Consider the following 26,032-nt stretch of genomic DNA (forward strand, 5'->3'; position numbering starts at 1 on the left):
CGGGCTTGCTCGCGAAGAGGCCAGTACATTCAAAATTAATGTCGACTGACACTCCGCTTTCGCGAGCAAGCCCGCTCCCACAGTGGATCGGTGGTGTTCACGAAACAGTGTCCGAATTTCAGGCCGTCTGGTTTTCCAGCTGCTGGCCCTGCGGCGTACGGCTTGCACCATCCTGTGCCAGGAAGGCATGACCGCCCTGCTCCGCCACCGGCGTCAACTGGAAGCAGGTCGCGCTGCCACAGCTTTTCTGTTCAACAGCGGCATTGGCATGGGCAGCCGCGCCGGCTACGGAGAAAGCAACAGCGGTCAAGATGCGGGTGACGTTGTTCATGGTGTTCTTCCTGTTTCAAAGGGGGTTGGCAGTCAGGCAGCGAAGGACTCAGTTGTCCGCGTTGCAGCCGTCAGCAAATTTGCGGTAATCCAGCACCTGCGTGCTGTGCTGGGAATCCAGGTAGGTCAGCTGGGCATTCACAATCCCGCAGGAAGGCGTGGCGTCCTCTTTCAACGACACCACTTTCTTGATGTCCAGGTGGGTGCCGTAGGTGAAGGTTTTGGCGCTGACATCAGTAGCTTCGGCGCGGGCCGACAAGGTGCAGATGTTCAGGGCGGCAAACAGGCAAGCGGCGTAGACGGCTTTGGTGTTCATGGTGTTTTCCTCAAGGCTTCAATGGGTAGGTCGTTCAATTGAGCCGAGGCGTTCTGGTTTGCCTCGATGGAACCCATTAGAAGCTCGCGAGGTATCTCGTCTGTGTCGAAAACAGCCGCGTGTAAATCGGTACGTATCAAAGTCGGCCCCTGATACAGAGCGATACAAAACCCCTGGAAAACCGCATTTTTACGTTTACGTGTATCCGCCGCTACGCCAGATACACTGCAATACAAAGGGGAGCGGGTGAGCGGGCCAAGGCTCGATAGACTGCGCAACATCCCCCATTGATAGAGGCTTGGCCCCATGGAACACGTCGATCACATTCTCATCGTGGACGATGACCGCGAGATCCGGGAACTGGTAGGCAACTACCTCAAGAAGAACGGCCTGCGCACCACGGTCGTCGCCGACGGACGTCAGATGCGCGCCTTCCTTGAGTCCACGCCGGTGGACCTGATCGTGCTTGACATCATGATGCCGGGCGACGACGGGCTGATGCTCTGCCGCGAGTTGCGCGCCGGCAAACACAAGGCCACGCCGGTGCTGATGCTCACCGCCCGCAACGACGAAACCGACCGCATCATCGGCCTGGAAATGGGCGCCGACGATTACCTGGTCAAGCCGTTCGCCGCCCGTGAACTGCTCGCCCGAATCAACGCCGTACTGCGCCGCACGCGGATGCTGCCGCCGAACCTGGTGGTCACCGAAAGCGGTCGCCTGTTGGCGTTCGGGCGCTGGCGCCTGGACACCTCAGCCCGTCACCTGCTGGATGAAGACGGCACCATGGTCGCGCTCAGCGGCGCGGAATATCGCTTGCTGCGGGTGTTCCTCGATCACCCGCAGCGGGTGCTCAATCGTGACCAGCTGCTCAATCTGACCCAGGGCCGCGACGCCGATCTGTTTGACCGCTCCATCGACTTGCTGGTGAGCCGCTTGCGCCAGCGCTTGCTGGACGATGCCCGCGAACCCGCCTACATCAAAACCGTGCGCAGTGAGGGCTATGTGTTTTCCCTGCCAGTGGAAGTGCTCGGTGCGCCGTCATGAACCTGTCGCTTCGTTGGCCACGCACCCTCGCCTCACGGTTGTCGCTGATCTTCCTGATCTGCCTGATCCTGGCCCAGGCGTTGTCCTTCGGCGCGCAGTATTACGAGCGTTATGAAAGCGCGAAAAACACCATGCTCGGCAATCTGGAAACCGACGTCTCGACGTCCATTGCGATCCTCGACCGCTTGCCAGCCGAAGAACGCATGAGCTGGCTGCAACAACTGAACCGCCGCAACTACCGTTATTTGCTGGACGAAGGCTCACCGGGCGTGGCCATGAGCGATACGCCCATCGCGATGACATCGATCAAAGACGCCATCGGCAAGGATTACCCGATGACCGTGACGGACATTCCCGGCGCGCAGAAACACTTTCAGGTCCACCTGAAACTCGCGGACGGCAGCCCGGTGACCATCGACGTGAGGCCAGCGATGATACCGTTGTCGCCGTGGTTACCCATCGTCTTGCTGGGCCAGTTGGCGCTGATGATCGCTTGCACCTGGCTGGCCGTCAGAATCGCTATCAGCCCCCTCACCCGCCTCGCCGAGGCGGTGGACAACCTTGATCCCAACGCCCACGCGGTGCACCTGGACGAAAAAGGCCCGACCGAAGTCGCTCATGCCGCCATCGCCTTCAATTCGATGCAGGCGCGCATCGCCGCATACCTGAAGGAGCGCATGCAACTGCTGGCAGCGATTTCCCACGACCTGCAAACCCCGATCACCCGCATGAAACTGCGCGCCGAATTCATGGACGACTCCAGCGAGAAAGACAAACTGTGGAACGACCTCGGCGAGATGGAGCATCTGGTGCGCGAAGGCGTGGCCTATGCCCGCAGCGTTCACGGCGCCACCGAAGAAAGTCGCCGCACCGACCTGGATTCGTTCCTCGACAGCCTGGTGTTTGACTATCAGGACGTGGGCAAGGAGGTGCAGCTCAGTGGCAAATGTGGCGCGGTGATCGACACCCGCCCGCATGCGTTGCGGCGGGTACTGGTGAACCTGACGGATAACGCACTGAAATTCGCCGGGGCCGCTGAATTGAAGGTGGAAGCGAAAAACGGCAGCCTGTCGGTGAAGGTCATGGATCGCGGACCGGGCATTGCCGAAGACGAACTGGCCCACGTGATGGAACCGTTTTATCGGGTAGAGAATTCGCGCAACCGCAGCACCGGCGGCACCGGCCTGGGGCTGGCGATTGCGCAGCAATTGGCGTTGGCGCTCGGGGGATCGTTGACGTTGAGCAATCGTGAGGGCGGCGGATTGTGTGCGGAGTTGAAGTTACCGATTTGACCCGTGTAGGAGCGAGGCTTGCCCGCGAAGGCCGTCACGCGGTTCCACTTGAAAACCGAGTCATCGTTCTTCGCGGGCAAGCCTCGCTCCTACAGAAAACCCAAAGGCGAAGGAAAGCCTTTACATTGTCGGACACAGTCGCGCGCACCCGATAGCAACCGACACTTATATGGATATTGGCGAATGGATGACAACAGAAGGCCCATCAAGACGCGCTCTGCGGGCTGGGCGAAACACATCACCGACCTCCTGGTGAAAAGAGACATTTCCCCCAATCAGATCTCCGTCGCCAGCATCGCTTTCGCGCTCGCCGGCGCGGTGGCGCTGATGATCGATAACGGCCTTGTCGGCTCGATCCTCTGCGCGGTCGGCATTCAATTGCGCCTGCTGTGCAATCTCTTCGACGGAATGGTGGCGATTGAGGGCGGCAAGAAATCCGACATCGGCAGCCTTTACAACGAATTCCCCGACCGTATTGCCGACAGCCTGCTGATCGTCGCGCTGGGGTACGCCATCGGCTACGCCGATCTCGGCTGGTTCGCTGCGTTGGCCGCGGCACTCACGGCGTATGTCAGGGTGTTCGGCGGCTCGATTGGTCTGAAGCAGAGCTTCATGGGCCCCATGGCCAAGCAGCATCGAATGGCCGTGATGACCGCAGGCCTTGTGTTGAATGCGCTTGAAGCGACCGTTTATGGCACTCACTACGTGCTGTTGATCGCGCTGGTCATCATCGCGGCCGGATCCGCCGCGACCTGCGTCACGCGAACCCTGGCCATCTCGCGCCAGCTGAAGGGGAATCACCATGTGGATCAGTAACGCGCTGATTTCTGTTCTTCGCTTCGTGATCGGCGTCACGGCCCGATGGGAAAGCCCGCCGGACCTGACACGCCAGCGCATCTATTTCGCCAATCACTCCAGCCATATGGACACCCTGGCAATCATCGCCGCCCTGCCACCGGAAGCCCGGGTGAACGTGAAACCGGTCGCGGCCGCTGACTACTGGGGAAAGAACAAATTTCTGTCGTACATCTCGCAGAAAGGCCTGAATGCCGTGCTGATCGACCGTACCCCGGCGCCCGGCGTCAACGTGCTGGAGCCGATTTTCGATGTGGTGCGCGCCGGCCATTCGATCATCATCTTTCCGGAAGGCACGCGCGGCACCGAGGCGTTGCCCGGCCCTTTCAAATCGGGCCTGTACCGCTTGGCCGAGACATTCCCCGAGGTGGATCTGGTGCCTATCTACCTGGAAAACCTGCATCGCTCCATGCCAAAAGGCAAACACGTTCCGCTGCCCATCATCTGCACGATCCGTATCGGCGACCCGCTGCAACGGATCATCGGCGAGGAAAAACAGGTGTTTCTGGATCGGGCGCGTGACGCGATTGTGAGGTTGTCGGAATGAATCTTGATGAAAAGTTTTTGTGGTTCTTCGGCGCCATTGCCGGCCTGTTGGCCATCGCTTCGATCATCGGCCGGATACTGGCCAAACGAGCGACGTCAGAAGGCTCGATCTCGACCATCGAAAACCTCAATCAGCGCGTAAATGCCTGGTGGGGCATGGTGATCATTTTCTTCGTGTCCTACCTGCTGGGCGGGAACGCGACGGTCATTCTGTTCGGCTTCATTTCCCTGTTCGCGCTGCGTGAGTTCATCACCCTGACGCCGACCCGGCCTGGCGACCATAACGCGCTGTTCTCGGCGTTTTTCATTCTGATCCCGCTGCAATACGTGTTGATTGGCACGCATTGGTATTCGCTGTTCACGCTGTTGATTCCGGTGTACGCCTTCCTGCTGTTGCCGGCGATTGCGGTGCTGAGCCAGGACACGGACGCCTTCCTGGAACGGGCGGCCAAGATCCAGTGGGGGGTGATGATCTGCGTTTATTGCATCAGCCACGCGCCTGCTCTGTTGCTGCTGGACCTGGAAGGCTTCAAGGGTCAGAACGCGCTGCTGCTGTTTTATCTGGTCTTCGTCGTTCAGTTGAGCGATGTGTTGCAGTACGTGTTCGGCAAACTGTTCGGCAAGCACAAGGTTGCGCCGCTGGTGAGTCCGTCGAAAACGGTGGAAGGATTGGTGGGTGGCGGTCTGTCGGCCACGCTGATTGGCGGGTGCATGTTCTGGATGACGCCGTTCAGTTTTTGGCAGTCGCTGCTGATGTCTCTGGTGATCGTGGTGATGGGTTTTCTGGGTGGGCTGGTGATGTCCGCCATTAAGCGCAGCCTGAGCGCGAAGGATTGGGGGACCATGATTAAAGGTCATGGCGGCATGCTTGATCGGATGGACTCGATTTGCTTTGCGGCGCCGATCTTCTTTCACCTGACGCGGTATTTCTTCTCCGCCCAATAAGTATCCAGTCACCACTAAACCCTGTGGGAGCGGGCTTGCTTGCGAAGGCGTCGTGTCAGGCAACATCATTGACGACTGACACTCCGCCTTCGCGAGCAAGCCCGCTCCCACAGGGTCAAGTGGTGGTTGGGAGATTGTGGTGGGTCAGGCGGTTACGCCGAGCACTCCTTCACTGTGCATCTGCCGCAACAACGCCGTGCCACTTGCCATAAACTCTGGCGATCCAGCGGCCCCCGCCTCGACCGCCAACGCATCCAACTGCGCCTGCCCGTCCAGCTCGGGAAACTCCTCAATGCGCTGCAACAACCGCCACGCCAACGGGCTCAACTCGGAAAACTTCACGCTCCAGTCCTCCGCCCGACGCACCAGCAATAACGTGGGTTGAGGCGGTGCAACGTCCGGCTGATGATCCGGCCCCACCAACTGCACCGGCCACGCATACGCCAATGGCCACGCCAGCGGCGAAACCTGCAACGGTCGATCCAGCAACAACCCGGCATCGCTGGCCGGTAACGGCTCAGCCTCGGACTGCTGCAATGCCATCTCGACCCACTCGTAATGCGCCAGCTCCACCAAGAACGGCGGCCACACACGCTCGCTCAACGCTTGCGGACCGGAGGCCAGGAACTCGACAAACTCCTGGGCGATTTCACCGAATTTCGGTGTGCGCGCGCGGTAGTCCCGCAGGAAAATCCGTACCAGCGAACGCCAGTGCTCATCACCGAGAATCTTGATCAGCACCGGAAAGGTCCCGCTGAGCAGCGCCGACAGGTTGGCGAAAATCAGGTCGCGGTAAACCTGGGCTCGCGCGGTGTTCATTTCGCTTGGTGGCGCGCAGTGCTCGGGATCGCGCAGGTAAAGGCCCATTGCCGCTTGCTGTTGAAACAGACTCGGCTTATCCACGGTTCACCCCCTCGGCCTGCAAACGGCGAATGGTCTGCAATTCAGCCACCAGTTCAGAAAACGCCGGGAAGTTGAAATCCCGCTCCAGCAACGTCGGCTGCGCGCCGAAACGTGCGTACGCTTGCGCCAGCATCGACCAGACAACCGGTTTCACCGACGCGCCATGGGTGTCGATTTTCAACGTATCGGACTCATCGAAGTGCCCGGCCACGTGCATCGCCACCACCCGCCCCGAATCGATGCCCGCCAGAAAGGTCTGCGGATCGAACCCGTGGTTGATCGAGTTGACGTAGACATTGTTGACGTCCAGCAACAGGTCGCAATCGGCTTCACGCAGTACCGCGTTGGTGAAGGTCACTTCGTCCATGTCCTGCTGGGGCGCGGCATAGTAGGACACGTTTTCCACCGCCAGGCGCCGACCCAGAATGTCCTGGGCCTGGCGAATCCGCGCGGCCACGTGATGTACCGCTTCTTCGGTAAAGGGCAGCGGCAACAGGTCGTAAAGGTGACCGTCATCGCTGCAATAACTCAGGTGCTCGCTGTACAGCGGCATGTTGTATTGATCGAGAAACACGCGGACTTCCTGCAGAAACCCGACATCCAGCGGCGACGGTCCACCCAACGACAGGGACAAGCCGTGACAGGACAACGGAAAACGCTCGGCCAGGGCGCGTAACGCATGGCCATGGGCGCCGCCGATGCCGATCCAGTTTTCCGGCGCGACTTCCAGGAAATCGAAATCGCCGGTACGGGCGGTCAGAAGGTCTTTCATTAAACCGCGACGCAGGCCAAGCCCGACGGTCGCTTTCGCTGAGGTGATGGGGGTCTGCATGGTGTCGGTCTCAAGGGTTGCCAGTACGGAATCACAGTTAACCGAAGCGGTGTATCGGGTCTGTGTTCGGGTCCGGCGGTAAATCGCAGCGGTTGTATCGCCGAAGGGTCTGTACACACTTCGGTACAGACCCTTCGGCAGGCATTACGCCAGGTCGTATTTCTCGCGCACCAGATGGCCGATGCCGATGCGATCGAGCACGTTCATCGGGCAAAGGAAGGTCACGCGAACGGTGCCCGGCAAGCGGCTGATGTCGATCGAACCGGTGATGGTCGCGCGGTTGAGCACTTCGTCATACGGCAGGCCGGTGACCGAAGCGGCGCGCTTCAAGCCGTTCTCTACGGCGACGTTGAGGTTCTCGCCGCTGCCGATAAAGGTGATCGGGCCGCTCTGCTCGATCTCGGTCTGGCCCCAGCGCTCGCCCAGTTCACGGACTTTCTGCCGCTGCTCGGCATTCATGGGCCGGGCCATCGGCGGCAGATCGTCCAGGTTTTGCAGGAGGATCGGCCCTTCCAGCGTGAGGTTTTTCACCACTTCCACCACCACTTCGGTTTCCCCGGAGCAATCGGTGGCGTGCCCGGCGATCTCGCCGTTGCCTTGCTGGGCGTGCATGTCGCCCATGTACACACCGGCACCCGGCACTTTCACCGGGCAGATCAAGACGCAGCCTTCGCGAATCGAGTTGGTGTCCATGTGGCCGTCGGTCTTGGCCGCGTGCAGTTCTTCGCGGGTCATGCCGAAACGGTGTGGCGCGTTGATCAGGTATTGGCCGAAGTCGGCGCAGTTGTGCGAGTCGGGCAAGTCACGGGACGGCGTGGTGCCGATGTTGCCGAGGAACGGCCGCATGTGCGCGGCAACGCCGGGGATGTCGGCGCGGGCCAGGGACAGGATCGAATGCTGGGCCGCGAACTCGGGCAGCGCCGACATTTCAGAGGCATTGCCGGCCAGTTGGTTGGCGACCTCCTGATTGACCGTCAGGCTGACCTGGTTTTGCGCGTCGAACACGATCACGTAGCCATGGCTGAAGCGAAACGCGCTGACCTCGGCGCCACAGTTGTTACAACGAATCGACTCCTCGCCAATACCTTCGACATGACTGGCCGGGTGATCGGTGCCGCACTTGGAGCAGAATTTGGCGACGAACGGGTCGCCGTTGTAGCGCCCCTCCACGAAGCTCATGACCCCGGACGACGTCGCCAGCGAGGTGACGCGCATTCTTTTGATCTTGATTGCCACCGCATCGCCGACTTCTGCACCGGCAATGGCCACCGGTTGCGTCACTTCGTGGCCGCCCTCGAACGCCGGTGTGATCATCGGGCCCCAGCAGCCCGGCGGTGTGCCGGTGATCAGCGTCCCGCCATCGGCGAGCGGCCCGAGCATCGGCTGGCTTGGGCCGATGATGCCTTGGGTGTAGTGATCGACGCGCAGGTGGTTGACGGGTGAAGACTTGAGGTCGGTTTCAGACGCAAGCATGTTCATTGGTGTCCCCTTAACGGTGAAATGCGTAATACGGGGTCACAGTTCATCGCAGGTTTGTATCTCGTCTGTGTTCGGCAGTGCCCGGGAATGAAGCGGAATGTATCGGGGCCCATGCTGGATACAGCGCAGTACACACCGCAAATTGTCGGTCTGGGACATGTGGGCTTTCGTCGCTCAAGACAGCAGCACACGGCCCCCGGACTAAACTTACTGCACGCAGGACGGGCTTATCGTCCTGTTCATTCCCACGACCACCGCCCAGGGGTGAACGCCTCGAAAAACAAGGCCTCTGGACAGTGATCCTGTTGAAGGAGCACACGTGATGGACGAGGCCAGACTCAATGATTTCATGGGCAAACTGGTGAACGACATGGGCGGCGCGGCGATGCTCGCCAACGTCATCCTGGGCGAAGAGCTCGGCCTGTACCGGGCCATGGCCGACAGTCAGCCGATCACCCCTGAAACACTCGCCGATAAAACCGGCTGCAACCCCCGCCTGCTGCGCGAATGGCTCAGCGCCCACGCCGCTTCCGGTTACATGGAACACCAGGACGGCCAGTTCCGCCTGCCCGAAGAGCAAGCTTTGGCGCTGGCGATCGAAGACTCGCCGGTCTACATCGCGGGCGGTGTCGGGGTGGTCGCGTCGTTTTTCCATGACAAGGACAAACTGGTCAATGCCATGCGCGGTAACGGCGCCCTGGCCTGGGGCGATCACCATCCGTGCATGTTCAGTGGCACGGAGCGCTTCTTCCGGCCCGGTTACAAAGCGCACCTGATCGCCGAGTGGTTGCCAGCCCTCGAAGGCGTGGTCGCCAAACTGCAGGCGGGCGCCAAAGTCGCCGACATCGGCTGCGGCCATGGCGCGTCAACGGTGATCATGGCCCAGGCATTCCCGGACTCGCGGTTCGTCGGTTTTGACTACCACGCACCGTCCGTCACCGTCGCCACCCAGCGCGCCGAAGAAGGTGGCGTTTCCGGGCGGGCGCGGTTCTTCCAGGGCACCGCAAAAAGCTTCCCTGGCGACGACTACGACCTGGTCTGCTACTTCGACTGCCTGCACGACATGGGCGACCCGGTGGGCGCGGCAAAACACGCCTATGAGTCGCTGAAACCGGACGGCACAGTGTTGCTGGTGGAACCGTTCGCCAACGACTCGCTGGACGACAACGTCACCCCGGTTGGCCGACTGTTCTATGCCGCGTCGACCTTCATTTGCACACCGAACTCGTTGTCCCAGGAGGTCGGCCTGGGGCTCGGCGCCCAGGCCGGTGAGGCGCGGTTGCGCAAAGTCTTCACCGAGGCGGGGTTCAAGAGTTTCCGGCGGGCGACGGAAACGCCGTTCAACCTGATTCTGGAGGCGCGTAAATAATCCCTGGACCTGCGGCGCATGGCTTGCACGTGTTGGCGTTTTTGAAATCGCCTTCGCGGGCAAGTCGGATCGTCGCACCGCTCGCTCCTACGGGGTAAGCGGCAAGTGCTACCCTGCAAACACTCAAGGTTCACCGGAGTGTTGAACATGCTCGACCGCCGCATCCGCGAACAACTCGATCGGCTCCAGCAGCTGATGGCCGATCAACCGTTTGTGGTGCTGACCGGCGCCGGCATCAGCACCCCTTCGGGCATTCCGGACTACCGCGACAACCAGGGCGTGCGGCGTGGCCGGCAACCGATGATGTATCAGGAGTTTCTATCGGCCCCGGAATCACGGCAACGTTACTGGGCGCGGGCGATGCTCGGCTGGCCGCGCGTGCGCCAGGCCCAGCCAAACGTGGCCCACGAAGCCTTGGCCAGTTTGCAAAGCACCCGGCAGATCAGCGGGCTGATCACCCAGAACGTCGACACCCTCCACGACCAGGCCGGCAGCCATGACGTGATCGAACTCCATGGCAGCCTGCACCGGGTGCTGTGCCTGGACTGCGGGCAGCGCAGCGAGCGGGATTCGATTCAGCAATTGATGGAAGCGCAGAATCCCTATCTGGCCGGAGTCGATGCGGTGCAGGCGCCGGATGGCGATACGCTGCTGGATGCGGCGTTCGAGGCACGCTTTCAAGTGCCGCGTTGTCCGCATTGCGCGGGTGAGCGGATGAAGCCGGATGTGGTGTTTTTTGGCGAGAATGTCGCGCAGGTGACGGCGGCCAAGGCAATGGCTGCGGTGGAACAGGCTGCGGGGTTGTTGGTGGTGGGGTCGTCGCTGATGGCGTATTCGGCGTTTCGCTTGTGCCGGGTGGTGGCGGATCGGGGGAAGCCGTTGATGGCGATTAATTTGGGTAAGACTCGGGCGGATGACCTCCTTGATCTGAAAATAGAGGCTTCGTGCGAACAGCTTTTGCCCTTACTGGCCCATCACCTGACCACTTAAAAACTGAGGAAACCACACCCAATGTGGGAGCGGGCTTGCTCGCGAAGGCGTCGTGTCAGACAACATTAATGTCGACTGACACGACGCCTTCGCGAGCAAGCCCGCTCCCACAGGAGACCGTTATCAGGATATAGAAACGCGCTCGCCGAGGTTCTCGGCTTTGAGAATATCGAACAACGCCTGCGCCGCCGCCGACAGTTCCACCCCAGGCTTGGTCAACACGCCAATCGCCCGCTCCACCACGGGGTCACGCAAGGTAATGCACCGCGCGCCCAACTCGCGCATCTGCCCGGCACACAACGCCGGCACGGCGCTCACGCCCAACCCGCTGGCCACCATTCGCCCGACCGTCGCCAGCTGATGGCTCTCGAACTCCACCGGCAACTTCATCCCCCGCGCCTGCAAGTGTTCTTCCAGCATCACCCGCACCGTCGACGGGCGCTGCAAGGTGATGAACGGCTCCTTGAGCAAGGTCTGCCAATCAATGTCTTGCAGTTCGGCGAAGGGAGAATCGTCCGGTACCACGGCAACAAAACGGTCCCTATACAACGGTGTGAACTCCAGCGATGAACTCTGCGTCGGTTCAAACGCCACCCCCAGCTCCACCTGCCGGTCGCGCACCATTTCCAGCACCTGTTCGTTGATCACGTCGTTCACCGTGACGTTGACCTTGGGATAACGGGCGCGAAAGGTCTTGAGGATCGGCGGCAGCAGATTGCCGGCAAATGAGGGCATCGCCGCCAGGGTCACGCGGCCGCGCTGAAGGGTGAAACGCTGGCGCAGTTCATCCTCGGCGTTGTCCCAATCCGCAATCAGCCGGCGAGCCAATGGCACCAGCGATTCGCCTTCAGCCGTCAGCGCCACGTTGCGCGTGTTGCGCGTGAACAACCGCCCGCCCAGCCCCTCCTCCAGGGCCTTGATGGTCAGGCTCAAGGCCGATTGCGACAGGTGCAACCGCTCGCAGGCAACGGCGAAACTCAGGCTCTGGGCGACGGCCAGGAATGCGCGGATCTGCTTGACTGTCATGGGCGAATTGCTCCAGTAATGGGCGCAGGTGTTATCTGTAGGAGTACGACGTGCGCGGCGATGGCGTCCTAAAGATTGCCTTCGCGAGCAGGCGCACTCCTACAAGGGTTGATTGGTGAGTTTAATCTATCAATCAACCTTAAAAATCAACTTAACAAATGAATTTGTCAGCGCGACACTCACTTCCACTACGGCTAGCCAGCCGCCCACAAAGAATAAAAGAGGTGCATATGGCAGGTTTCGACAAGCGCGTGAGTTCCTATGAGGAAGCTCTGGCAGGTCTCGAAGACGGCATGACCGTGATCGCTGGCGGCTTCGGCCTGTGCGGAATCCCGGAAAACCTGATCGCCGAGATCAAGCGCAAAGGCACCCGTGACCTCACCGTGGTTTCCAACAACTGCGGCGTCGACGGTTTCGGCCTCGGCGTGCTGCTGGAAGACCGCCAGATCAAAAAAGTAGTGGCCTCCTACGTTGGTGAAAACAAACTGTTCGAAGACCAACTGCTCAAAGGCGAAATCGAAGTCGTCCTGACCCCGCAAGGCACCCTCGCTGAAAAAATGCGCGCAGGCGGTGCCGGCATCCCCGCCTTCTTCACCGCCACCGGCGTCGGCACTCCGGTTGCCGATGGCAAGGAAGTGCGCGAATTCCACGGCCGCCAGTACCTGATGGAAGAATCCATCACCGGTGACTTCGCCATCGTCAAAGGCTGGAAAGCCGATCATTTCGGCAACGTGATCTATCGCCACACCGCCCAGAACTTCAACCCGCTGGCCGCCACTGCCGGCAAGATCACCGTGGTCGAAGTCGAAGAAATCGTCGAACCCGGCGAGCTGGACCCGTCGCAGATCCACACCCCTGGCATCTACGTCGATCGGGTCATTTGCGGCACGTTCGAGAAGCGCATCGAACAGCGCACCGTGCGTAAGTGATCCCCAGCCCCCGGACCTGAAGGAAAAATAACAATGGCACTTTCCCGCGAACAAATGGCTCAACGCGTCGCCCGCGAAATGCAGGACGGCTTTTACGTGAACCTGGGCATCGGCATTCCGACCCTGGTCGCCAACTACATCCCTGAAGGCATGGAAGTCATGCTGCAGTCGGAAAACGGCTTGCTCGGCATGGGCCCCTTTCCTACTGAAGAAACCATCGATGCCGACATGATCAACGCCGGCAAGCAAACCGTGACCGCGCGTATCGGCGCGTCGATCTTTTCCTCGGCCGAGTCCTTCGCGATGATTCGCGGTGGTCATGTCGACCTGACCGTGCTCGGTGCCTTTGAAGTCGACGTGCAAGGCAACATCGCCTCGTGGATGATCCCCGGCAAGCTGGTCAAGGGCATGGGCGGCGCGATGGACCTGGTGGCCGGCGCAGACAACATCATCGTTATCATGACCCACGCGTCCAAGGACGGTGAGTCCAAGCTCCTGTCCAAATGCAGCCTGCCGCTGACCGGTGCCGGGTGCATCAAGCGTGTGCTGACCGACCTGGCTTATCTGGAAATCGAAAACGGCGCGTTCATTCTCAAGGAACGTGCACCGGGCGTCAGCGTCGAGGAGATTGTCGCCAAGACCGCCGGTAAACTGATCGTGCCGGATCACGTTCCGCAAATGCAGTTCGCTGCTCAGTGAGGAATCATTCCATGCAAGAAGTCGTCATTGTCGCCGCCACCCGTACCGCCATCGGCAGTTTCCAGGGTGCCCTGGCGAATGTTTCCGCCGTTGACCTCGGCGCTGCGGTGATCCGCCAGCTGCTGGCACAAACCGGCCTGGACGTTGCTGAAGTCGATGAAGTGATCATGGGCCAGGTGTTGACCGCCGGCGCCGGACAAAACCCAGCGCGCCAGTCAGCGATCAAGGCCGGCCTGCCGTTTACCGTGCCGGCGATGACCCTGAACAAGGTCTGCGGCTCGGGGCTGAAAGCGTTGCACCTGGCCACTCAGGCGATTCGCTGCGGCGACGCCGACGTGATCATTGCCGGCGGCCAGGAAAACATGAGCCTGTCCAACTACGTCATGCCCGGCGCCCGCACCGGTCTGCGCATGGGGCACGCGCAAATCGTCGACACCATGATCAGCGATGGCCTGTGGGATGCGTTCAACGATTACCACATGGGCATCACCGCCGAGAACCTGGCGGAGAAGTACAACCTGACCCGCGAACAGCAAGACGCCTTCGCCGCGGCCTCGCAGCAGAAAGCCACGGCCGCCATCGAAGCCGGGCGTTTTGTTGATGAGATCACGCCGATCCTGATTCCTCAGCGTAAAGGCGATCCGGTTGCCTTCCAGGTTGACGAACAACCCCGAGCAGGTACCACCGCTGAAGCGCTGGGCAAACTCAAACCCGCCTTCAAAAAAGACGGTTCGGTGACCGCCGGTAACGCCTCGTCCCTGAACGACGGCGCCGCTGCGGTGATTCTGATGAGCGCCGAAAAAGCCAAGGCCCTCTGCCTGCCAGTGCTGGCGAAAATCGCTGCGTATGCTAACGCTGGCGTCGACCCGGCGATCATGGGCATCGGCCCGGTCAGCGCGACTCGTCGTTGCCTGGACAAGGCCGGCTGGTCCATCGACCAACTGGACCTGATCGAAGCCAACGAAGCCTTCGCCGCGCAATCCCTGGCGGTGGCCAAGGACCTGGAATGGGACTTGAACAAGGTCAACGTCAATGGCGGCGCCATTGCCCTGGGCCATCCGATCGGTGCATCGGGCTGCCGGGTGCTGGTGACCTTGCTGCACGAAATGATCAAGCGTGACGCCAAGAAAGGCCTCGCCACCTTGTGCATCGGTGGTGGTCAGGGTGTAGCGCTGGCGATCGAGCGGGCGTAAAGCGTTCAACAGACTGTGCGGGGACCCACGAAGAACCGCGCGGTCTGGTATCACCCCCGGTGTTTCTGAGTTAATCAGATACTTTTGTGGCGAGGGGATTTATCCCCGTTGGGTTGCGTAGCAGCCCTAAAAATCTCGGTAATAGTCGAAGATTTTTTGGGAGCGCTTCGCACTCCAGCGGGGATAAATCCCCTCGCCACATACCGGGTTCTTTTATGTCCGAGCCGTCAGGCATATTTCACCAGGTTCAGCGTGGGCAACGGCCCGCCCGGAAACTGCGCCAGTCGAGCGCCGACACTCAATCCCCCAAGGTCGATTCCGAAGAAACCCAATCGCTCGCTCAACCCGATTACTTGAGCTTTCGCCTCGGCATCGTCGCCAGACACTAACAGCACCCGCTGACCACCCTCCGCCGCCGGATCGCTCTCCAGCAAACGCGCCGCACCCGCTTGAAGAACGACGCGCACGGGTCAACGGCAACGGCTACCGGCCACTTCCGGCGCCGTGGCGACTTTGGGCAAACTGAATTTCACGCACACATCCAGAAACAAATGAGAGGGGAGCAGCTTAGACGTTTCAGCCTGTGTGCCCAAGGGGCAGATGCCCAAGTATCAGGCGCCGTGTCGGCGGAAGAACAACGTCACCTGGCCTAACTCAACGCCGAATTTGGTCATGGCGGAGCGATTGGCCATGGTGTTTTCGTCCAGCAAGTACATCCAGTCGTCGAAATGCACCTGATAGATCTTGTCGTCCACCGGCAGGCTGAGTTCATAGCGCCAGTGCAAAGCGTTGCCGGCTACCTCACCGCGAGATTCCCCGACCACATCGCCGGCCGTGCCGCGCCAACGGCCTGGACCGTCAGGGTACAACGTCCAGACGCGGGTCTGTTTCGTGCCGTCGCTGTAGGTAAAGGCTTCATGCATGATCAGGTTCTGGCCGTCCATTCGACTGTTGATCACCACATGAAAGCGTTTGATCACCTCGCCCGAGCGTTTCTGGAACATTCCCCAGCCATCCACTCGCCCGACGAAGAACCCGGGCAGATCGAGCTTGGGGGTTTGCTCGCTGTAGCGCTGCACATCAACGCTGCAACCGGCCAGGCAGACGAACAACACCAGCAGCAGTTTCTTCAGCATGCCATGCACCTCAAGGATTGGTGCTGCCCAGCAACTGCTGGCGCAACTCGGGATTACGCGTACGTGGGTCGAGCCAGATAGCGAAAAAGGCCCGAGCGAATTGCAAGTCTTTCACTTCGTGTTGCAGTTGCTGGCCGACAAAGAACCGCGCGCCCTGTCCCGGCAAATAAATGCCAGTAATGCGGGTGCCGGCTTTTACATCGACGAACGACTGTTGCATCTGCACCTTCCAGCGCTCGAGCTGCTCGGGGCTGACCGAGGCGCCGGACAATCGCTTGATTTCATCGACACTGGCCTGCACCAGATCATCGCGGGAAATGCTGCGTTGATAGATCAGTTCCAGGGCAAACGGCTGGTCCAGCGCCAATGGCCGTGCCGCACTCCAGAGCCGGGCGTTGTAGACATCAAACCCAAACACCCGAAACTCGCCGGCGCCGATGATCTGCGCGCCGGGCAGTGCCTCCTGCCAATTGGCCAGGGCCTGGGTGCCTAACAATCCCAGCAACAACACACTGTGGTGCAGGCGAAATCGGGGGCTAATCATCGCGTTCTTCTCACCGTGGGCATTTGCTAAAAACTTATACGCAAAGTATCTATTTGTACAATTATTTGGCCGATAGCTTTGTATACAAAATCCATTAAGTTCTAGAGCAATTCAATGTCCGCGGTGCTAACGTTGGCGCCTCACTCAGGTCGGAGACGCGTGCGTGTTGATGCTTAAACTGCTGGTGATTCCTGGTTTTCTGTTGCTGATTTCCCTTGCGGGCAAACGCTGGGGCCCAAGCGTGGCCGGTTGGCTGTCGGGGTTGCCGGTGGTGGTGGGGCCGATTCTGTTCTTCCTTGCCATTGAGCAAGGCCAGGTGTTCGCCGCTCAGTCAGCGACGGCGGCGTTGTCAGCGATGTTCGCGATGATTGCCTTCTGCGTGACCTACGCCCAGGTCGCTCAACGGGCGGGATGGCCATGGGCGTTAACGATTTCACTGCTGGTCTGGGCCTCTGTGGCTGTGGTGCTTTCACTGATTCCACCCTCGCTGGTGTTCTCGGTGATCGCGGCCGCCACCGCACTGTTGGCGGCGCCGTACCTGTTCCCCAGCGTGCAACCCATCGTTGCCGGTCCGGCGCCGAAGTCCGACAAACTGCTGCTGCGCATGATTGCTGGCGCCCTGCTAACCCTCGCCGTGACGTTACTCGCCAGCACCGTTGGCGAACGCTGGAGCGGTTTGCTCGCGGTGTTCCCGGTGCTCGGCAGCGTGATGGCAGTGTTTTCCCAGCAAACCCGCGGCCCGGCGTTTACGGCCGCGCTGCTGCGGGCGACGGCGACCGGGATGTATTCGTTCGCAGCGTTTTGCCTGGTGTTGGCGCTGGTGTTGCCGAGGTGGGGATGGCTCGGGTTTGTGTTGGCAGTGGGTGTGTCGTTAGCCATGTTGTTGATCACGAAACGGCTGGCTGTGCGTCCAGGACATCAAGGAGCAAAAAGTAAGGAAGAGATTGCTTAACGCATTACTAAATTTGGTTATTTCAAACCGGGAAAGATGTCCGGAAGTTATCTCCGGACATCATCAAAATACTTAAAACTTTACGGGATCAGACATCCATTCATTCGGTGGCAGTCCATGCTCTGCATCACACACAACCACCTCAAGCTCAGAACCCTTAACGTCTCTCGGCGCATTGGCTCGTATGGTGTACTCGCCGGGTGGCCTTTCGTAATACACAACATCTGCACGAGCAAACTTCACCCACTTGGTATCTTTTTTGTAGTACGCGACGGCTACTTCCCCCAACTCCTTCCTGAAAGTTCCAGGACCAGGGCGGACTTCTGGATTGACGGCCTATTTGGCGTTGGCATATTTGTCACTCCCTTACTTACCGAAAACCGGTAAGTTTCAGCGTGATTGTTTTCGCCCTCGGTAACGCCGTCTACCTGTCATATCTGACAGTTCAGACGAACGGTATTAGCTGATGCCAATATCAAGCTATACCGCATGGTGACCGCTTATTGCCATGGAGAGGCATTCATGACTGACTTGATCCCGGTATCCTCCGCCCGAAAAAGCCCCAGCTCAGCTACCGCTGTTGGCGTAGCCGCGATCATTCTCTGGTCCTGCCTTGCGCTGTTGACCACCCTCACCGAAGGCATTCCACCCTTTGAATTGCTGACGCTGAGCTTCGGCATAGCCTTTGTGGCAAGCCTGGTGATTCTGGGTCGACGCGGGCTCGCCGGCTTCAGAAGCTGGCGACAGCCCTGGGCGGTATGGGCGACTGGGTTCGTGGGCATTTTCGTTTATCACGCGTTGTATTTTTTTGCGCTTAAAGTCGCCCCGGCAGCCGAAGCCAGCTTGATCAACTACCTTTGGCCGCTGTTGCTGGTGCTGCTCTCGGCGCTTTCGGCCGGGGAAAAGCTGCACAAACGGCAAATGCTCGGCGCGCTGCTGGGCCTGGCCGGCACCGCGGTCATCATGCAACAACACGGCCCGGAGGCTGGGGCCTCGATGCCCATCGCCGGTTACCTCGCGGCCTTCGGCTGTGCGCTGATCTGGGCCGGTTATTCGGTGATCAACCGTCGGTTCAGCGACGTGCCCAGCAGCATTATCGGCGGGATCTGCGGTATGTCGGCCGTGTCCGGCCTGATCTGTCATTTGGCCTTCGAAACCACGGTGCGGCCTGATCCCGGCCAATGGGCAGCGATTGTGGTGCTCGGCCTCGGGCCGGTCGGGCTGGCATTTCTTGCCTGGGACCACGCCACCAAACACGGCAGTCTGGCGACACTGGGGGCGCTTTCCTACCTGGCGCCTTTGATTTCGACGTTATTGCTGATTGGTGTGGGACGCAGCCATGCCAGTCCGATCCTGATCGCACCTGCGGTGTTGATAATTGCCGGGGCGGTGATCGCCACGTCGCGAGCAAGCGGAAAAGCTCCCGCAACACGTTCGATTATTCCGAACAAGTAGAGCAACAACCTCGTACGTCAATCGAACAGGTTTGCCCCACCATCAGCCTCAGTTCCTAACCCACTGACTGAGGCCTACACTATGAAGTTCTTTTTCCACCCGTCGCCGAACCCGATGAAAGTTGCCCTGCTGCTTGAAGAACTGCGAACGCCCTACGAATTGATCGGCGTTGATACCTTCAAGGGCGAGCAACATTTACCAGCCTTTCTGGCGATCAACCCGAATGCCAAAGTGCCGGCCCTGATTGACGGTGAAGCCACCGTATTCGACTCCCAAGCCATCCTGCTGCACCTGGCGCAAACGCATCAGCGCTTCCTGCCGACCTCCGTCGCTGGCCAAGCCGAACTCCTGTCATGGCTGATGTTCATCGCCACCGGCCTGTCGCCGTTCTCGGGGCAAGCCGTACATTTCCAGCACCACGCACCGGAAAACCTGCCCTACGCGAAAAACCGCTACCTCAAAGAAGTCGAGCGCCACTACCGCGTGCTCGACCAGCGCCTGGCCGATCATCAATACCTGGCCGGCGACACCTACAGCATCGCCGACATGGCGCTGTGGGGCTGGGCCAGTTACGCGCCGTACATCCTTGGGGAGAACGGTCTGGCGGCCTACCCGAACGTCAAGCGTCTGTTCGATGAAATCAGCGCCCGCCCGGCCGCCCAACGTGCGCAGGGATTGAAAGAGAAGCTGGTGTTGAAGGCCGAGTTCGACGAAGAAACCCGCCGCAACCTGTTTCCGCAGAATCAGGCGCAGTAGTTTCTGGGCGCGATCAAAAACTACCCGTCGCGCCGCACTCTTGTAGATACCTTGTGGCGAGGGGATTTATCCCCTCGCCACAACGGCAGCTGCTACAAGGGCGGTTCTCGGCAGCTGCTACAAATCGTGTTCCATGGGATGATTGCGGCGAATGCGCGATCATCCCTGGAGTTTCCGAATGTCATTGTTGAGTAAAAAAGCCGTTGTCCTGTTACTGACGGCGGCCGCCAGCCTTGGGGCGTTGAATGCCTATGCCGCCAAGGCCACTGCCAGCGACAAAGCACCTGCACAAGAGGTCTCGATGCTCGGCGGCAAGTTCAAGTTCACCCTGCCCAAAGGCTTCATCGCCAACCCGTTGCCCGCCGGCGACGCGGCTGCCGGTACTGCCGGGGCGACGGGCACCATGTACACCAATGAGACCACTAAAACCGTGGTGATCGCCGCTGAAAACACCATCCCCGGTGGCGCCAACGTCAAGGACAACGACGGTCCGTTCCTCGACTCCGCTGCGGCCGACTTTGCCACCGAACAAGCCAAGGCACTGCCGGACTTCACCAAGCTCAGCGAAAAAAGCCTGACCCAGAAAGGTACCGGCCTAGGGCTGCGGCAGATCGACAGCACCGCCACCCAGGGCGGCGGCAAAACCCTCGACACCACACTGATGGCCGCGTCCAACACGCGCATGGCGATCGTTCAGGTGATTTCCCGCCTCAGCGACAATGGCGGCCACGAGACGCTGGTCAAACAGATCGTTACTGGCAAATGAGACTTACGGATTGAGGCGCTGCAACCAGGCGCTCAGATCCTGCATTTCAGTGGCGCTGATGCTGTGACCGACGCCAGGATAGGCGTGAAATTCAGGCTTGAGTGACAGGCTCTGCAACAGGCTGTCGGCCTCGGTGCCGTCGATGTAGGGCAAGCGTTTGTCTGCCGTGCCATGACCGATGAAAATTGCCAGCTTCTGGCGTTTTTCATCCGGTTTGAGCTCGGATTTCAGCACCGGCAGAATCCGCCCGCTCAACGCCGCAATCCCACCCACTGCCTCGGGATGACGCAACGCCACCTCATAAGACATGATCGCACCCTGGCTGAAACCCACCAGGAACACCTTGTCGGGTTCGGTGTGATATTTCTTCGCCGCCTGCGCGATGAAATCCAGCAGCACCTGGCCGCTGGTCTTCAGATCCTCGGTTTCACCGTTGTAGGCAGCGTTGCCCTTCTCGCGAAACCACTTGTAACTACCCTCCTCCATCACCATCGGCGCTCGCACAGACAGGAAGTTGTATTGCGCCGGCAATTCATCCTTGATGCCGAACAGATCCTCCTCATTACTGCCGTAACCGTGGAGGAAAATCACCAGGGGCTGGTTGCGGGATTCGGGGTTGGCCTGCTCCAGGTACTTGAGCGGCAGATCGGTGTGCAGCGGGGTTTCAGCGTGGACGGTGGCCGAGGCTAGCAACGTCAGCAGAGCGAGAAGCTTCAACATAAACCTTCCTTCATGGAGCGCAGGATTCGGGGGAGAGCCTAACACTGTGTGAGCAGCAGGAGGATTTGTGGTGCTGCTGATGCCCCTTCGCGAGCAAGCCCGCTCCCACATTTCATCTCGGCAGTAGACAGGATTTGTGTGCACAGGAGATTCAATGTGGGAGCGGGCTTGCTCGCGAAGAGGCCCTGTAAGGCGCCGAAGATTTCGCAGCTAATCGTTAATCAGTTTCCCAACCCGAATCACCTCACGCCCCGCCACCTTCGCCTGCCACGTTCCCGGCTGCGTGTACCGCCCGCGATCAATCGCAAACAACACACCGCTGGTCCCGGCGGGTACGGTCGTTACGCGGTCGCTCAGCGGATCAACCACCTCAAACAGCGCATCGCCCTTCTCCACCCACTCACCCGAATCACGCAGGAAACTCACCACCCCGTGATGCGGCGCGAACAGGTATTCGGTGCCCTCGAACGGCATGCCTTCGCAGCACTCGCTCGGTGCAGCAGGCCAGGTGCCGCTGATGAATCCCTGCTCGGCGAGGAACCCGAGAATCGCCTCGCAATTGGCTTGGGCCTGCTCGACCCGGGTGTCGCCCATGCTGCCCAGTTCCAGCGTCGTCGCCAAGTTGGCCGGCGGAATTGCTGCCTCGGGAAAGGCCCGCGCCAGGCGCAACCACGGCGACGAACAGGACTCATCGAATGAACTGCCGCCGGAATCTTCACAGAGCAACGCCACCCCTGCCTTCAGGCGCGCCGCCAGGGATCGCCACTGCGGCCAGTGTTGCGGCAAGGCATACAGGTGAATCGCCGCATCGAAATCGCAATGCAGATCCAGGGTGATGTCGGCTTCGCAAGCGTGGCGCAACAGCAAGCGGTGGATGGCTTCCAGCTGCGAGGCCGGGGCCGGCAGGTCGTCCAGGACCTGGCCCATGGTCTGGCGGATCAGCGCGATGTTGGCCTGCGCATCGTTACCCAACCGGTCGCCAATCAACTCGGCCACCGGGGCGCTGAGTTCGATGAACGAGCGGTTGAAGTTCTTGCCGCTGCCCAGTTCGAAGCGGCCCATATGGCTGCCTTGCAGGTGCTGGTCAAGGCCGATCGGATTGGCCACCGGCACCAGTTCGATCACACCCTGCAACAGGCCCCGGGTTTCGAGTTCGGCCAGACGCTTCTTCAACTCCCACGCCGTGCGCATGCCGGGCAACTCGTCAGCGTGCAGGCTGGCCTGGATGTAGACCTTGCGAGTGCTCGCGCCATAACGGAAAACGCTGAGGGTGCGTTCGGTGCCCAGGTGGCTCCAGGGCAGTGAATGGTCGATGCGTTGCATGGGAACTCCGATATAAGAGGCACTGAGATCACCTGTAGGAGCGAGCCTGCTCGCGATAGCGGTATGTCAGACAGCAAATTTTCCACTGAAAAATCGCCATCGCGAGCAGGCTCACTCCTACAAGGGATATCCATTTCAACAGAGAGAGCGCATAAAAAAAGTGGCAACCGCGTCAACGGTTGCCACTTTTTTGCACGGCGTGATTACTGGCCGTAAACGTCAAAGTCGAAGTACTTGTCTTGCACTTGCTTGTACTTGCCGCTGGCGCGGATTTCGGTGATGGCGGTGTTGAATTTGTCCGCCAGCTCGGTATCGCCCTTGCGCACAGCAATACCGGCGCCGCCGCCGAAGTACTTGGCGTCTTCGTAAGTCGGGCCGACGAAAGCGAAGCCTTTACCGGCGTCGGTTTTCAGGAAACCGTCGTCCAGGTTGACCGAGTCGGCCAGCAGCGCGTCAACGCGGCCAGAGACCATGTCCAGGTTGGCTTCCTGCTGGGAGCCGTAGCGAACCAGGTTGATACCAGCCGGCACCAGCACTTCAGTGGCGAAGCGGTCGTGGGTACTGGCGCGCAGCACACCGACTTTCTTGCCTTTGAGCTCGGTCAGCGGGTCTTTGATGTCGGTGCCGGCCTTCATCACGAAGCGCGCTGGGGTGTGGTAGTACTTGATGGTGAAATCGACGTTCTTTTTGCGATCGTCAGTGATGGTCATGGACGACAGGATCGCGTCGATTTTCTTCACTTTCAGTGCCGGGATCAGGCCGTCGAACTCTTGCTCGACCCAAGTGCACTTCACTTTCATCTGCTCGCACAGCGCGTCGCCGATATCGACGTCGAAACCGGTGAGCTTGCCGTCGGGTGTTTTCATCGAGAATGGCGGGTAACCGGCTTCAATACCGATGCGGATCGGCTTGGCTTCATCGGCCACAGCGGTCAGGGACAACATCGACAGTGCCAGGGCACCAAACATCACTAGCTTCTTCATTTATAACTCCTGTGTGCGGAGGCTTTTATTGGCAGCTTTCGAATGACTTTCGGTCGGTGAAGACCGAAGTGGCCGGCAGTCTAGAGCGGCTTTCACAGGGTAAATTGTGTTAAAGCGACAAATACTTATAGAAAAGTGGCCGGCCGATTCAAAGCCCTTGAAGCGTGCGCCAAGGCGGTGCAAGGACTGTAGGACAAGCCCTTTTTTCAGACAAAACCTACACGCAAAAACTACAAGAGAGCACCGATGCCCGCACTGAATCTGATCCAGCACCACCCCGCCGAAGGTCCTGGCGCCATTGCCGATTGGGCAGCGTCCCGAGGGTTGACGCTGAACGTCTTTCGCGCCGACCTCGGCCAGTTACCGCCGGTGAGTACGGCGCCTGTGATTGTGTTGGGTGGGCCTTATGAATCCAACGCCGGGCCGGCGTGGCTGGAAGCGGAACGGCAGTGGCTGGCGGCAAGCCTGGGTCGGGGCGCGGCGGTGTTTGCGATTTGTCTGGGGGCGCAGCTGCTGGCACTGAGTCTGGGTGGGAAGGTGCGGCGGATGGATCGCACCGAAACCGGCTGGACCACCGTGACGTTCGTCGATGGCCAGACCCTCAAGGTGCTGGAGTGGCACGAAGATGCAATCGACCTGCCACCCGATGCGCAATTGCTGGCCAGCAGTGAGCAATGTGAACAGCAGATGTATGGGGTCGGGACGACTCGGGTGGGATTGCAGTTTCATCCGGAGTGGAATGCGGAGTCGGTGGCGACGCTTAATGAACACTTTGCCGAGGAATCACCGCTGCCTCGGGGGCAACAGGACAGCGCCGCTTACGCAGCCGTGAATGAGTGGTTGCAGGCGACGCTGGATCGGTGGTGGTCTGCGTTTTCGAACATTCACTGAACTTGATGGTTTTTTATGGTGAGGGGGCTTGCCCCCGTTGGGTTGCGCAGCAGCCCCAAAAAACCTCGGCAACTGTCGAAGATTTTGGGAGCGCTTCGCACTCCAACGGGGCGGTGCGGCGGTCCGACAAGCCCCCTCGCCACAAAAGCTCCCTCGCCACAATTGTTCAGCGATGTCCGAACATCAACATTCGCAACCGATCACGGTGGTGGCAGGCCGTTGCACCGCAACACTCAACTCCAACCCTTCATCCAGCCACCCGGTCACGCCGCCGATCATCTCCTTGACCGGGTAACCCAGTGCCGCCAGTTTCACCGCAGCCTTGTGCACACCGTTACAGTGCGGCCCGGCGCAATAGACCACAATCAAGGTGGATGTCGGGTAGTCCGCCAGGCCCTCGGCGGTGAGCAGTCGTCCCGGAATGTTGATCGCGCCCGGCACATGCCCGCGTTCGAACGCCAACGGTCCGCGCACGTCCACCAGGACAAAGTCCACCTCGCCGGCCTGTTGGCTGCTGTACACGTCGGAACAGTCGGTTTCAAAGGTCAGACGGTTGCTGAAGTGCATCAGGGCAATGGCCGAAGGTGCTGCGGGAATGGTGCGGACCAGGCTGGTCATGGGCTGTACTCCAAAGTCTTGAGTGGGTGTGAGAAGACTTTATCCGCCCAACGCTTGCGACTACAGTGGCGTACAAGACACTCACCGGGAACTTTCCGCCATATGCAGCCTAACCCTGGATTGGTCGCGATTCTGGCCTACGACGGCCTCTGTACCTTCGAATTCGGCATCGCCGTGGAGATCTTTGGTCTGGCGCGGCCGGAGTTCGATTTCCCTTGGTATGAGCACCGTATCGTGGCAGTGGATCAGGGCCCGATGCGCGCCATGGGCGGCATTCAGGTCCTGGCCGATGGCGGCATGGATCTGCTCGAAGACGCCCGCACTATCATCATTCCCGGCTGGCGAGACCGCAACGCGCCAGTGCCGGAACACTTGCTCGCCGCCCTGCGCCAGGCCCATGCGCGGGGTGCGCGGTTGCTGTCGATCTGCTCCGGCGTGTTTGTGCTGGCGGCGACCGGCCTGCTGGACGGCCACGGCGCCACCACGCATTGGCGCTACGCCGCTGAGTTGGCCGAACGTTTTCCGAACATCCTGGTGGACCCGGACGTGCTCTACGTCGATTCCGGTCAGTTGATCACCTCGGCGGGCAGCGCGGCAGGTATCGATGCGTGCCTGCACCTGGTAGCGCGGGATTTCGGCACCCAGGTGGCCAACTCGGTGGCGCGGCGTCTGGTGATGTCGCCGCAACGTACCGGCGGGCAGGCGCAGTTTATTCCTACGCCCGTCAGTCCAACGCCACGCAGCGATTTGTCCCGCGTCATGCAGTGGGCGCGTGAGCGCTTGCATGAACCGCTGGAGGTTCGCGAACTGGCGAGTGAGGCGGCGATGAGTGAACGGACCTTTCTGCGCCGGTTTACTGAAGCCACAGGAATGCCGCCCAAGGCGTGGTTGCAGCATGAGCGGCTGGCGCGGGCGAGGGAGTTGCTGGAGAGCACGAATCAGAACACCGATCAGATTGCCGACCAGTGTGGTTATCGCTCGGTGGAGAGTTTTCGGGTGGCGTTTCGAGGGGTGGTGGGCGTGCCGCCCTCGGTGTATCGGGAGCGGTTTGGGCGTGGGATAAAAGCCATAATTTGAGGTGTATTTGAGGACCTCTTCGCGGGCAAGCCTCGCTCCTACAAAGGCACCGCAATACCT

The 26,032-nt window shown here is 60.2% G+C and carries 28 protein-coding genes and 1 pseudogene; 16 read left to right on the plus strand and 13 right to left on the minus strand.

Going from position 1 to position 26,032, the window contains the following annotated elements:
• Positions 1-118 precede the first annotated feature (118 nt).
• Positions 119-331 (minus strand): hypothetical protein, encoded by a 213-nt coding sequence (locus tag ACYZTM_RS03540; RefSeq protein ID WP_461987070.1) that lies wholly within the window; start codon positions 329-331, stop codon positions 119-121.
• Between the two features lie 48 nt (positions 332-379).
• Complete coding sequence (locus ACYZTM_RS03545) at positions 380-646, minus strand: DUF2790 domain-containing protein (RefSeq protein ID WP_461987072.1); 267 nt, start codon at positions 644-646, stop codon at positions 380-382.
• 306 nt (positions 647-952) lie between these two features.
• Here ACYZTM_RS03545 and ACYZTM_RS03550 point away from each other — a divergent pair, with 306 nt between their 5' ends.
• The 5 genes from ACYZTM_RS03550 to ACYZTM_RS03570 all read left to right on the plus strand — a co-directional run bounded on the left by ACYZTM_RS03550 (position 953) and on the right by ACYZTM_RS03570 (position 5,331).
• Entirely contained in the window at positions 953-1,693 is a 741-nt protein-coding gene (locus ACYZTM_RS03550; protein WP_282382256.1) for a response regulator, read from the plus strand.
• Positions 1,690-2,985 carry an ATP-binding protein gene (locus ACYZTM_RS03555; protein WP_131062321.1) on the plus strand — a complete coding sequence of 432 codons (1,296 nt, stop codon included), beginning with the start codon at positions 1,690-1,692 and terminating at the stop codon, positions 2,983-2,985. Before ACYZTM_RS03550 ends, ACYZTM_RS03555 begins: the two co-directional genes overlap by 4 nt.
• 183 nt (positions 2,986-3,168) lie before the next feature.
• On the plus strand, positions 3,169-3,801 hold the full coding sequence (locus ACYZTM_RS03560) for a CDP-alcohol phosphatidyltransferase family protein (protein ID WP_461987075.1): 633 nt from the start codon (positions 3,169-3,171) through the stop codon (positions 3,799-3,801).
• The gene (locus ACYZTM_RS03565; RefSeq protein WP_461987077.1) at positions 3,788-4,387 is read left to right on the plus strand and encodes a lysophospholipid acyltransferase family protein; all 600 of its coding nucleotides are present in this window, start codon (positions 3,788-3,790) and stop codon (positions 4,385-4,387) included. The genes ACYZTM_RS03560 and ACYZTM_RS03565 overlap by 14 nt, the downstream gene beginning before the upstream one ends.
• Positions 4,384-5,331, plus strand: a complete 948-nt coding sequence (locus tag ACYZTM_RS03570; protein WP_461987079.1) for a phosphatidate cytidylyltransferase — start codon at positions 4,384-4,386, stop codon at positions 5,329-5,331. The genes ACYZTM_RS03565 and ACYZTM_RS03570 overlap by 4 nt, the downstream gene beginning before the upstream one ends.
• 144 nt (positions 5,332-5,475) lie before the next feature.
• Here the strand turns inward: ACYZTM_RS03570 and ACYZTM_RS03575 are convergent, their stop codons facing one another.
• The 3 genes from ACYZTM_RS03575 to ACYZTM_RS03585 form a co-directional block, all read right to left on the minus strand.
• Positions 5,476-6,234: an HvfC family RiPP maturation protein gene (locus ACYZTM_RS03575; protein ID WP_131062325.1), complete on the minus strand. Its 759-nt coding sequence runs from the start codon at positions 6,232-6,234 to the stop codon at positions 5,476-5,478.
• On the minus strand, positions 6,227-7,066 hold the full coding sequence (locus ACYZTM_RS03580) for an HvfB family MNIO-type RiPP peptide maturase (RefSeq protein WP_131062326.1): 840 nt from the start codon (positions 7,064-7,066) through the stop codon (positions 6,227-6,229). Before ACYZTM_RS03580 ends, ACYZTM_RS03575 begins: the two co-directional genes overlap by 8 nt.
• 144 nt (positions 7,067-7,210) lie before the next feature.
• Complete coding sequence (locus ACYZTM_RS03585; RefSeq protein WP_461987082.1) at positions 7,211-8,545, minus strand: acetamidase/formamidase family protein; 1,335 nt, start codon at positions 8,543-8,545, stop codon at positions 7,211-7,213.
• 322 nt (positions 8,546-8,867) lie between these two features.
• On the opposite strand from ACYZTM_RS03585, the gene ACYZTM_RS03590 reads away from it, so the two are divergent.
• A complete protein-coding gene (locus tag ACYZTM_RS03590; protein WP_461987084.1) occupies positions 8,868-9,914 on the plus strand; it encodes a class I SAM-dependent methyltransferase in 1,047 nt (348 codons plus the stop codon).
• A gap of 147 nt (positions 9,915-10,061) precedes the next feature.
• Positions 10,062-10,904, plus strand: a complete 843-nt coding sequence (locus ACYZTM_RS03595; protein ID WP_131063190.1) for an NAD-dependent protein deacetylase — start codon at positions 10,062-10,064, stop codon at positions 10,902-10,904.
• Between the two features lie 123 nt (positions 10,905-11,027).
• Here ACYZTM_RS03595 and ACYZTM_RS03600 read toward each other — a convergent pair whose 3' ends face one another.
• The gene (locus tag ACYZTM_RS03600; protein WP_131063188.1) at positions 11,028-11,930 is read right to left on the minus strand and encodes a LysR family transcriptional regulator; all 903 of its coding nucleotides are present in this window, start codon (positions 11,928-11,930) and stop codon (positions 11,028-11,030) included.
• A gap of 230 nt (positions 11,931-12,160) precedes the next feature.
• Between ACYZTM_RS03600 and ACYZTM_RS03605 the strand changes: the two genes are divergently transcribed.
• The 3 genes from ACYZTM_RS03605 to ACYZTM_RS03615 are packed head-to-tail and all read left to right on the plus strand — an operon-like array spanning position 12,161 to position 14,751.
• Positions 12,161-12,859, plus strand: coding sequence for a CoA transferase subunit A (locus tag ACYZTM_RS03605; RefSeq protein ID WP_131063187.1), 699 nt, complete (start codon positions 12,161-12,163; stop codon positions 12,857-12,859).
• Positions 12,860-12,892: 33 nt separating this feature from the next.
• Positions 12,893-13,558, plus strand: a complete 666-nt coding sequence (locus ACYZTM_RS03610) for a CoA transferase subunit B (protein WP_129443353.1) — start codon at positions 12,893-12,895, stop codon at positions 13,556-13,558.
• 11 nt (positions 13,559-13,569) lie between these two features.
• The gene (locus tag ACYZTM_RS03615) at positions 13,570-14,751 is read left to right on the plus strand and encodes an acetyl-CoA C-acetyltransferase (RefSeq protein ID WP_461987087.1); all 1,182 of its coding nucleotides are present in this window, start codon (positions 13,570-13,572) and stop codon (positions 14,749-14,751) included.
• Positions 14,752-14,978: 227 nt separating this feature from the next.
• On the opposite strand, the pseudogene ACYZTM_RS03620 reads toward ACYZTM_RS03615, so the two are convergent.
• The 3 genes and pseudogenes from ACYZTM_RS03620 to ACYZTM_RS03630 all read right to left on the minus strand — a co-directional run.
• A pseudogene (locus tag ACYZTM_RS03620) lies at positions 14,979-15,191 on the minus strand (NADP oxidoreductase); the annotation flags it as partial.
• 171 nt (positions 15,192-15,362) lie between these two features.
• Complete coding sequence (locus ACYZTM_RS03625) at positions 15,363-15,887, minus strand: DUF3833 domain-containing protein (RefSeq protein ID WP_131063184.1); 525 nt, start codon at positions 15,885-15,887, stop codon at positions 15,363-15,365.
• Between the two features lie 10 nt (positions 15,888-15,897).
• Positions 15,898-16,431 (minus strand): chalcone isomerase family protein, encoded by a 534-nt coding sequence (locus ACYZTM_RS03630; protein WP_461987090.1) that lies wholly within the window; start codon positions 16,429-16,431, stop codon positions 15,898-15,900.
• Between the two features lie 163 nt (positions 16,432-16,594).
• Here ACYZTM_RS03630 and ACYZTM_RS03635 point away from each other — a divergent pair, with 163 nt between their 5' ends.
• The 4 genes from ACYZTM_RS03635 (at position 16,595) to ACYZTM_RS03650 (ending at position 20,360) form a co-directional block, all read left to right on the plus strand.
• On the plus strand, positions 16,595-17,383 hold the full coding sequence (locus ACYZTM_RS03635) for a hypothetical protein (RefSeq protein WP_461987092.1): 789 nt from the start codon (positions 16,595-16,597) through the stop codon (positions 17,381-17,383).
• Between the two features lie 522 nt (positions 17,384-17,905).
• Positions 17,906-18,838: an aromatic amino acid exporter YddG gene (gene yddG, locus ACYZTM_RS03640; RefSeq protein ID WP_461987094.1), complete on the plus strand. Its 933-nt coding sequence runs from the start codon at positions 17,906-17,908 to the stop codon at positions 18,836-18,838.
• 81 nt (positions 18,839-18,919) lie between these two features.
• Entirely contained in the window at positions 18,920-19,594 is a 675-nt protein-coding gene (locus ACYZTM_RS03645) for a glutathione S-transferase family protein (protein WP_461987096.1), read from the plus strand.
• A gap of 178 nt (positions 19,595-19,772) precedes the next feature.
• On the plus strand, positions 19,773-20,360 hold the full coding sequence (locus ACYZTM_RS03650; protein WP_461987098.1) for a DcrB/PsbP domain-containing protein: 588 nt from the start codon (positions 19,773-19,775) through the stop codon (positions 20,358-20,360).
• Between the two features lie 3 nt (positions 20,361-20,363).
• Here ACYZTM_RS03650 and ACYZTM_RS03655 read toward each other — a convergent pair whose 3' ends face one another.
• The 3 genes from ACYZTM_RS03655 to ACYZTM_RS03665 form a co-directional block, all read right to left on the minus strand.
• Positions 20,364-21,080, minus strand: coding sequence for an alpha/beta hydrolase (locus tag ACYZTM_RS03655; protein ID WP_131063178.1), 717 nt, complete (start codon positions 21,078-21,080; stop codon positions 20,364-20,366).
• A gap of 210 nt (positions 21,081-21,290) precedes the next feature.
• A complete protein-coding gene (locus ACYZTM_RS03660; protein WP_461987100.1) occupies positions 21,291-22,403 on the minus strand; it encodes a succinylglutamate desuccinylase/aspartoacylase family protein in 1,113 nt (370 codons plus the stop codon).
• A 203-nt stretch (positions 22,404-22,606) separates the two neighbouring features.
• Positions 22,607-23,386, minus strand: coding sequence for an ABC transporter substrate-binding protein (locus ACYZTM_RS03665; protein WP_131063176.1), 780 nt, complete (start codon positions 23,384-23,386; stop codon positions 22,607-22,609).
• Positions 23,387-23,632: 246 nt separating this feature from the next.
• On the opposite strand from ACYZTM_RS03665, the gene ACYZTM_RS03670 reads away from it, so the two are divergent.
• On the plus strand, positions 23,633-24,277 hold the full coding sequence (locus tag ACYZTM_RS03670) for a type 1 glutamine amidotransferase (RefSeq protein ID WP_461987103.1): 645 nt from the start codon (positions 23,633-23,635) through the stop codon (positions 24,275-24,277).
• Between the two features lie 183 nt (positions 24,278-24,460).
• Here ACYZTM_RS03670 and ACYZTM_RS03675 read toward each other — a convergent pair whose 3' ends face one another.
• Positions 24,461-24,895: a rhodanese-like domain-containing protein gene (locus ACYZTM_RS03675; protein WP_461987105.1), complete on the minus strand. Its 435-nt coding sequence runs from the start codon at positions 24,893-24,895 to the stop codon at positions 24,461-24,463.
• A gap of 102 nt (positions 24,896-24,997) precedes the next feature.
• On the opposite strand from ACYZTM_RS03675, the gene ftrA reads away from it, so the two are divergent.
• The gene (gene ftrA, locus ACYZTM_RS03680; RefSeq protein WP_461987107.1) at positions 24,998-25,972 is read left to right on the plus strand and encodes a transcriptional regulator FtrA; all 975 of its coding nucleotides are present in this window, start codon (positions 24,998-25,000) and stop codon (positions 25,970-25,972) included.
• Positions 25,973-26,032 lie beyond the last annotated feature (60 nt).

This window comes from Pseudomonas sp. MDT2-39-1 (assembly GCF_054898085.1).

Excerpts from the sequence above, each read along its gene's own strand:
- ACYZTM_RS03540 (WP_461987070.1), bottom strand. The coding sequence starts at position 331 with ATGAACAACGTCACCCGCATCTTGACCGCTGTTGCTTTCTCCGTAGCC.
- ACYZTM_RS03545 (WP_461987072.1), bottom strand. The coding sequence starts at position 646 with ATGAACACCAAAGCCGTCTACGCCGCTTGCCTGTTTGCCGCCCTGAAC.
- ACYZTM_RS03550 (WP_282382256.1), top strand. The coding sequence starts at position 953 with ATGGAACACGTCGATCACATTCTCATCGTGGACGATGACCGCGAGATC.
- ACYZTM_RS03555 (WP_131062321.1), top strand. The coding sequence starts at position 1,690 with ATGAACCTGTCGCTTCGTTGGCCACGCACCCTCGCCTCACGGTTGTCG.
- ACYZTM_RS03560 (WP_461987075.1), top strand. The coding sequence starts at position 3,169 with ATGGATGACAACAGAAGGCCCATCAAGACGCGCTCTGCGGGCTGGGCG.
- ACYZTM_RS03565 (WP_461987077.1), top strand. The coding sequence starts at position 3,788 with ATGTGGATCAGTAACGCGCTGATTTCTGTTCTTCGCTTCGTGATCGGC.
- ACYZTM_RS03570 (WP_461987079.1), top strand. The coding sequence starts at position 4,384 with ATGAATCTTGATGAAAAGTTTTTGTGGTTCTTCGGCGCCATTGCCGGC.
- ACYZTM_RS03580 (WP_131062326.1), bottom strand. The coding sequence starts at position 7,066 with ATGCAGACCCCCATCACCTCAGCGAAAGCGACCGTCGGGCTTGGCCTG.
- ACYZTM_RS03585 (WP_461987082.1), bottom strand. The coding sequence starts at position 8,545 with ATGAACATGCTTGCGTCTGAAACCGACCTCAAGTCTTCACCCGTCAAC.
- ACYZTM_RS03590 (WP_461987084.1), top strand. The coding sequence starts at position 8,868 with ATGGACGAGGCCAGACTCAATGATTTCATGGGCAAACTGGTGAACGAC.
- ACYZTM_RS03595 (WP_131063190.1), top strand. The coding sequence starts at position 10,062 with ATGCTCGACCGCCGCATCCGCGAACAACTCGATCGGCTCCAGCAGCTG.
- ACYZTM_RS03600 (WP_131063188.1), bottom strand. The coding sequence starts at position 11,930 with ATGACAGTCAAGCAGATCCGCGCATTCCTGGCCGTCGCCCAGAGCCTG.
- ACYZTM_RS03605 (WP_131063187.1), top strand. The coding sequence starts at position 12,161 with ATGGCAGGTTTCGACAAGCGCGTGAGTTCCTATGAGGAAGCTCTGGCA.
- ACYZTM_RS03610 (WP_129443353.1), top strand. The coding sequence starts at position 12,893 with ATGGCACTTTCCCGCGAACAAATGGCTCAACGCGTCGCCCGCGAAATG.
- ACYZTM_RS03615 (WP_461987087.1), top strand. The coding sequence starts at position 13,570 with ATGCAAGAAGTCGTCATTGTCGCCGCCACCCGTACCGCCATCGGCAGT.
- ACYZTM_RS03625 (WP_131063184.1), bottom strand. The coding sequence starts at position 15,887 with ATGCTGAAGAAACTGCTGCTGGTGTTGTTCGTCTGCCTGGCCGGTTGC.
- ACYZTM_RS03630 (WP_461987090.1), bottom strand. The coding sequence starts at position 16,431 with ATGATTAGCCCCCGATTTCGCCTGCACCACAGTGTGTTGTTGCTGGGA.
- yddG (WP_461987094.1), top strand. The coding sequence starts at position 17,906 with ATGACTGACTTGATCCCGGTATCCTCCGCCCGAAAAAGCCCCAGCTCA.
- ACYZTM_RS03645 (WP_461987096.1), top strand. The coding sequence starts at position 18,920 with ATGAAGTTCTTTTTCCACCCGTCGCCGAACCCGATGAAAGTTGCCCTG.
- ACYZTM_RS03650 (WP_461987098.1), top strand. The coding sequence starts at position 19,773 with ATGTCATTGTTGAGTAAAAAAGCCGTTGTCCTGTTACTGACGGCGGCC.
- ACYZTM_RS03655 (WP_131063178.1), bottom strand. The coding sequence starts at position 21,080 with ATGTTGAAGCTTCTCGCTCTGCTGACGTTGCTAGCCTCGGCCACCGTC.
- ACYZTM_RS03660 (WP_461987100.1), bottom strand. The coding sequence starts at position 22,403 with ATGCAACGCATCGACCATTCACTGCCCTGGAGCCACCTGGGCACCGAA.
- ACYZTM_RS03665 (WP_131063176.1), bottom strand. The coding sequence starts at position 23,386 with ATGAAGAAGCTAGTGATGTTTGGTGCCCTGGCACTGTCGATGTTGTCC.
- ACYZTM_RS03670 (WP_461987103.1), top strand. The coding sequence starts at position 23,633 with ATGCCCGCACTGAATCTGATCCAGCACCACCCCGCCGAAGGTCCTGGC.
- ACYZTM_RS03675 (WP_461987105.1), bottom strand. The coding sequence starts at position 24,895 with ATGACCAGCCTGGTCCGCACCATTCCCGCAGCACCTTCGGCCATTGCC.
- ftrA (WP_461987107.1), top strand. The coding sequence starts at position 24,998 with ATGCAGCCTAACCCTGGATTGGTCGCGATTCTGGCCTACGACGGCCTC.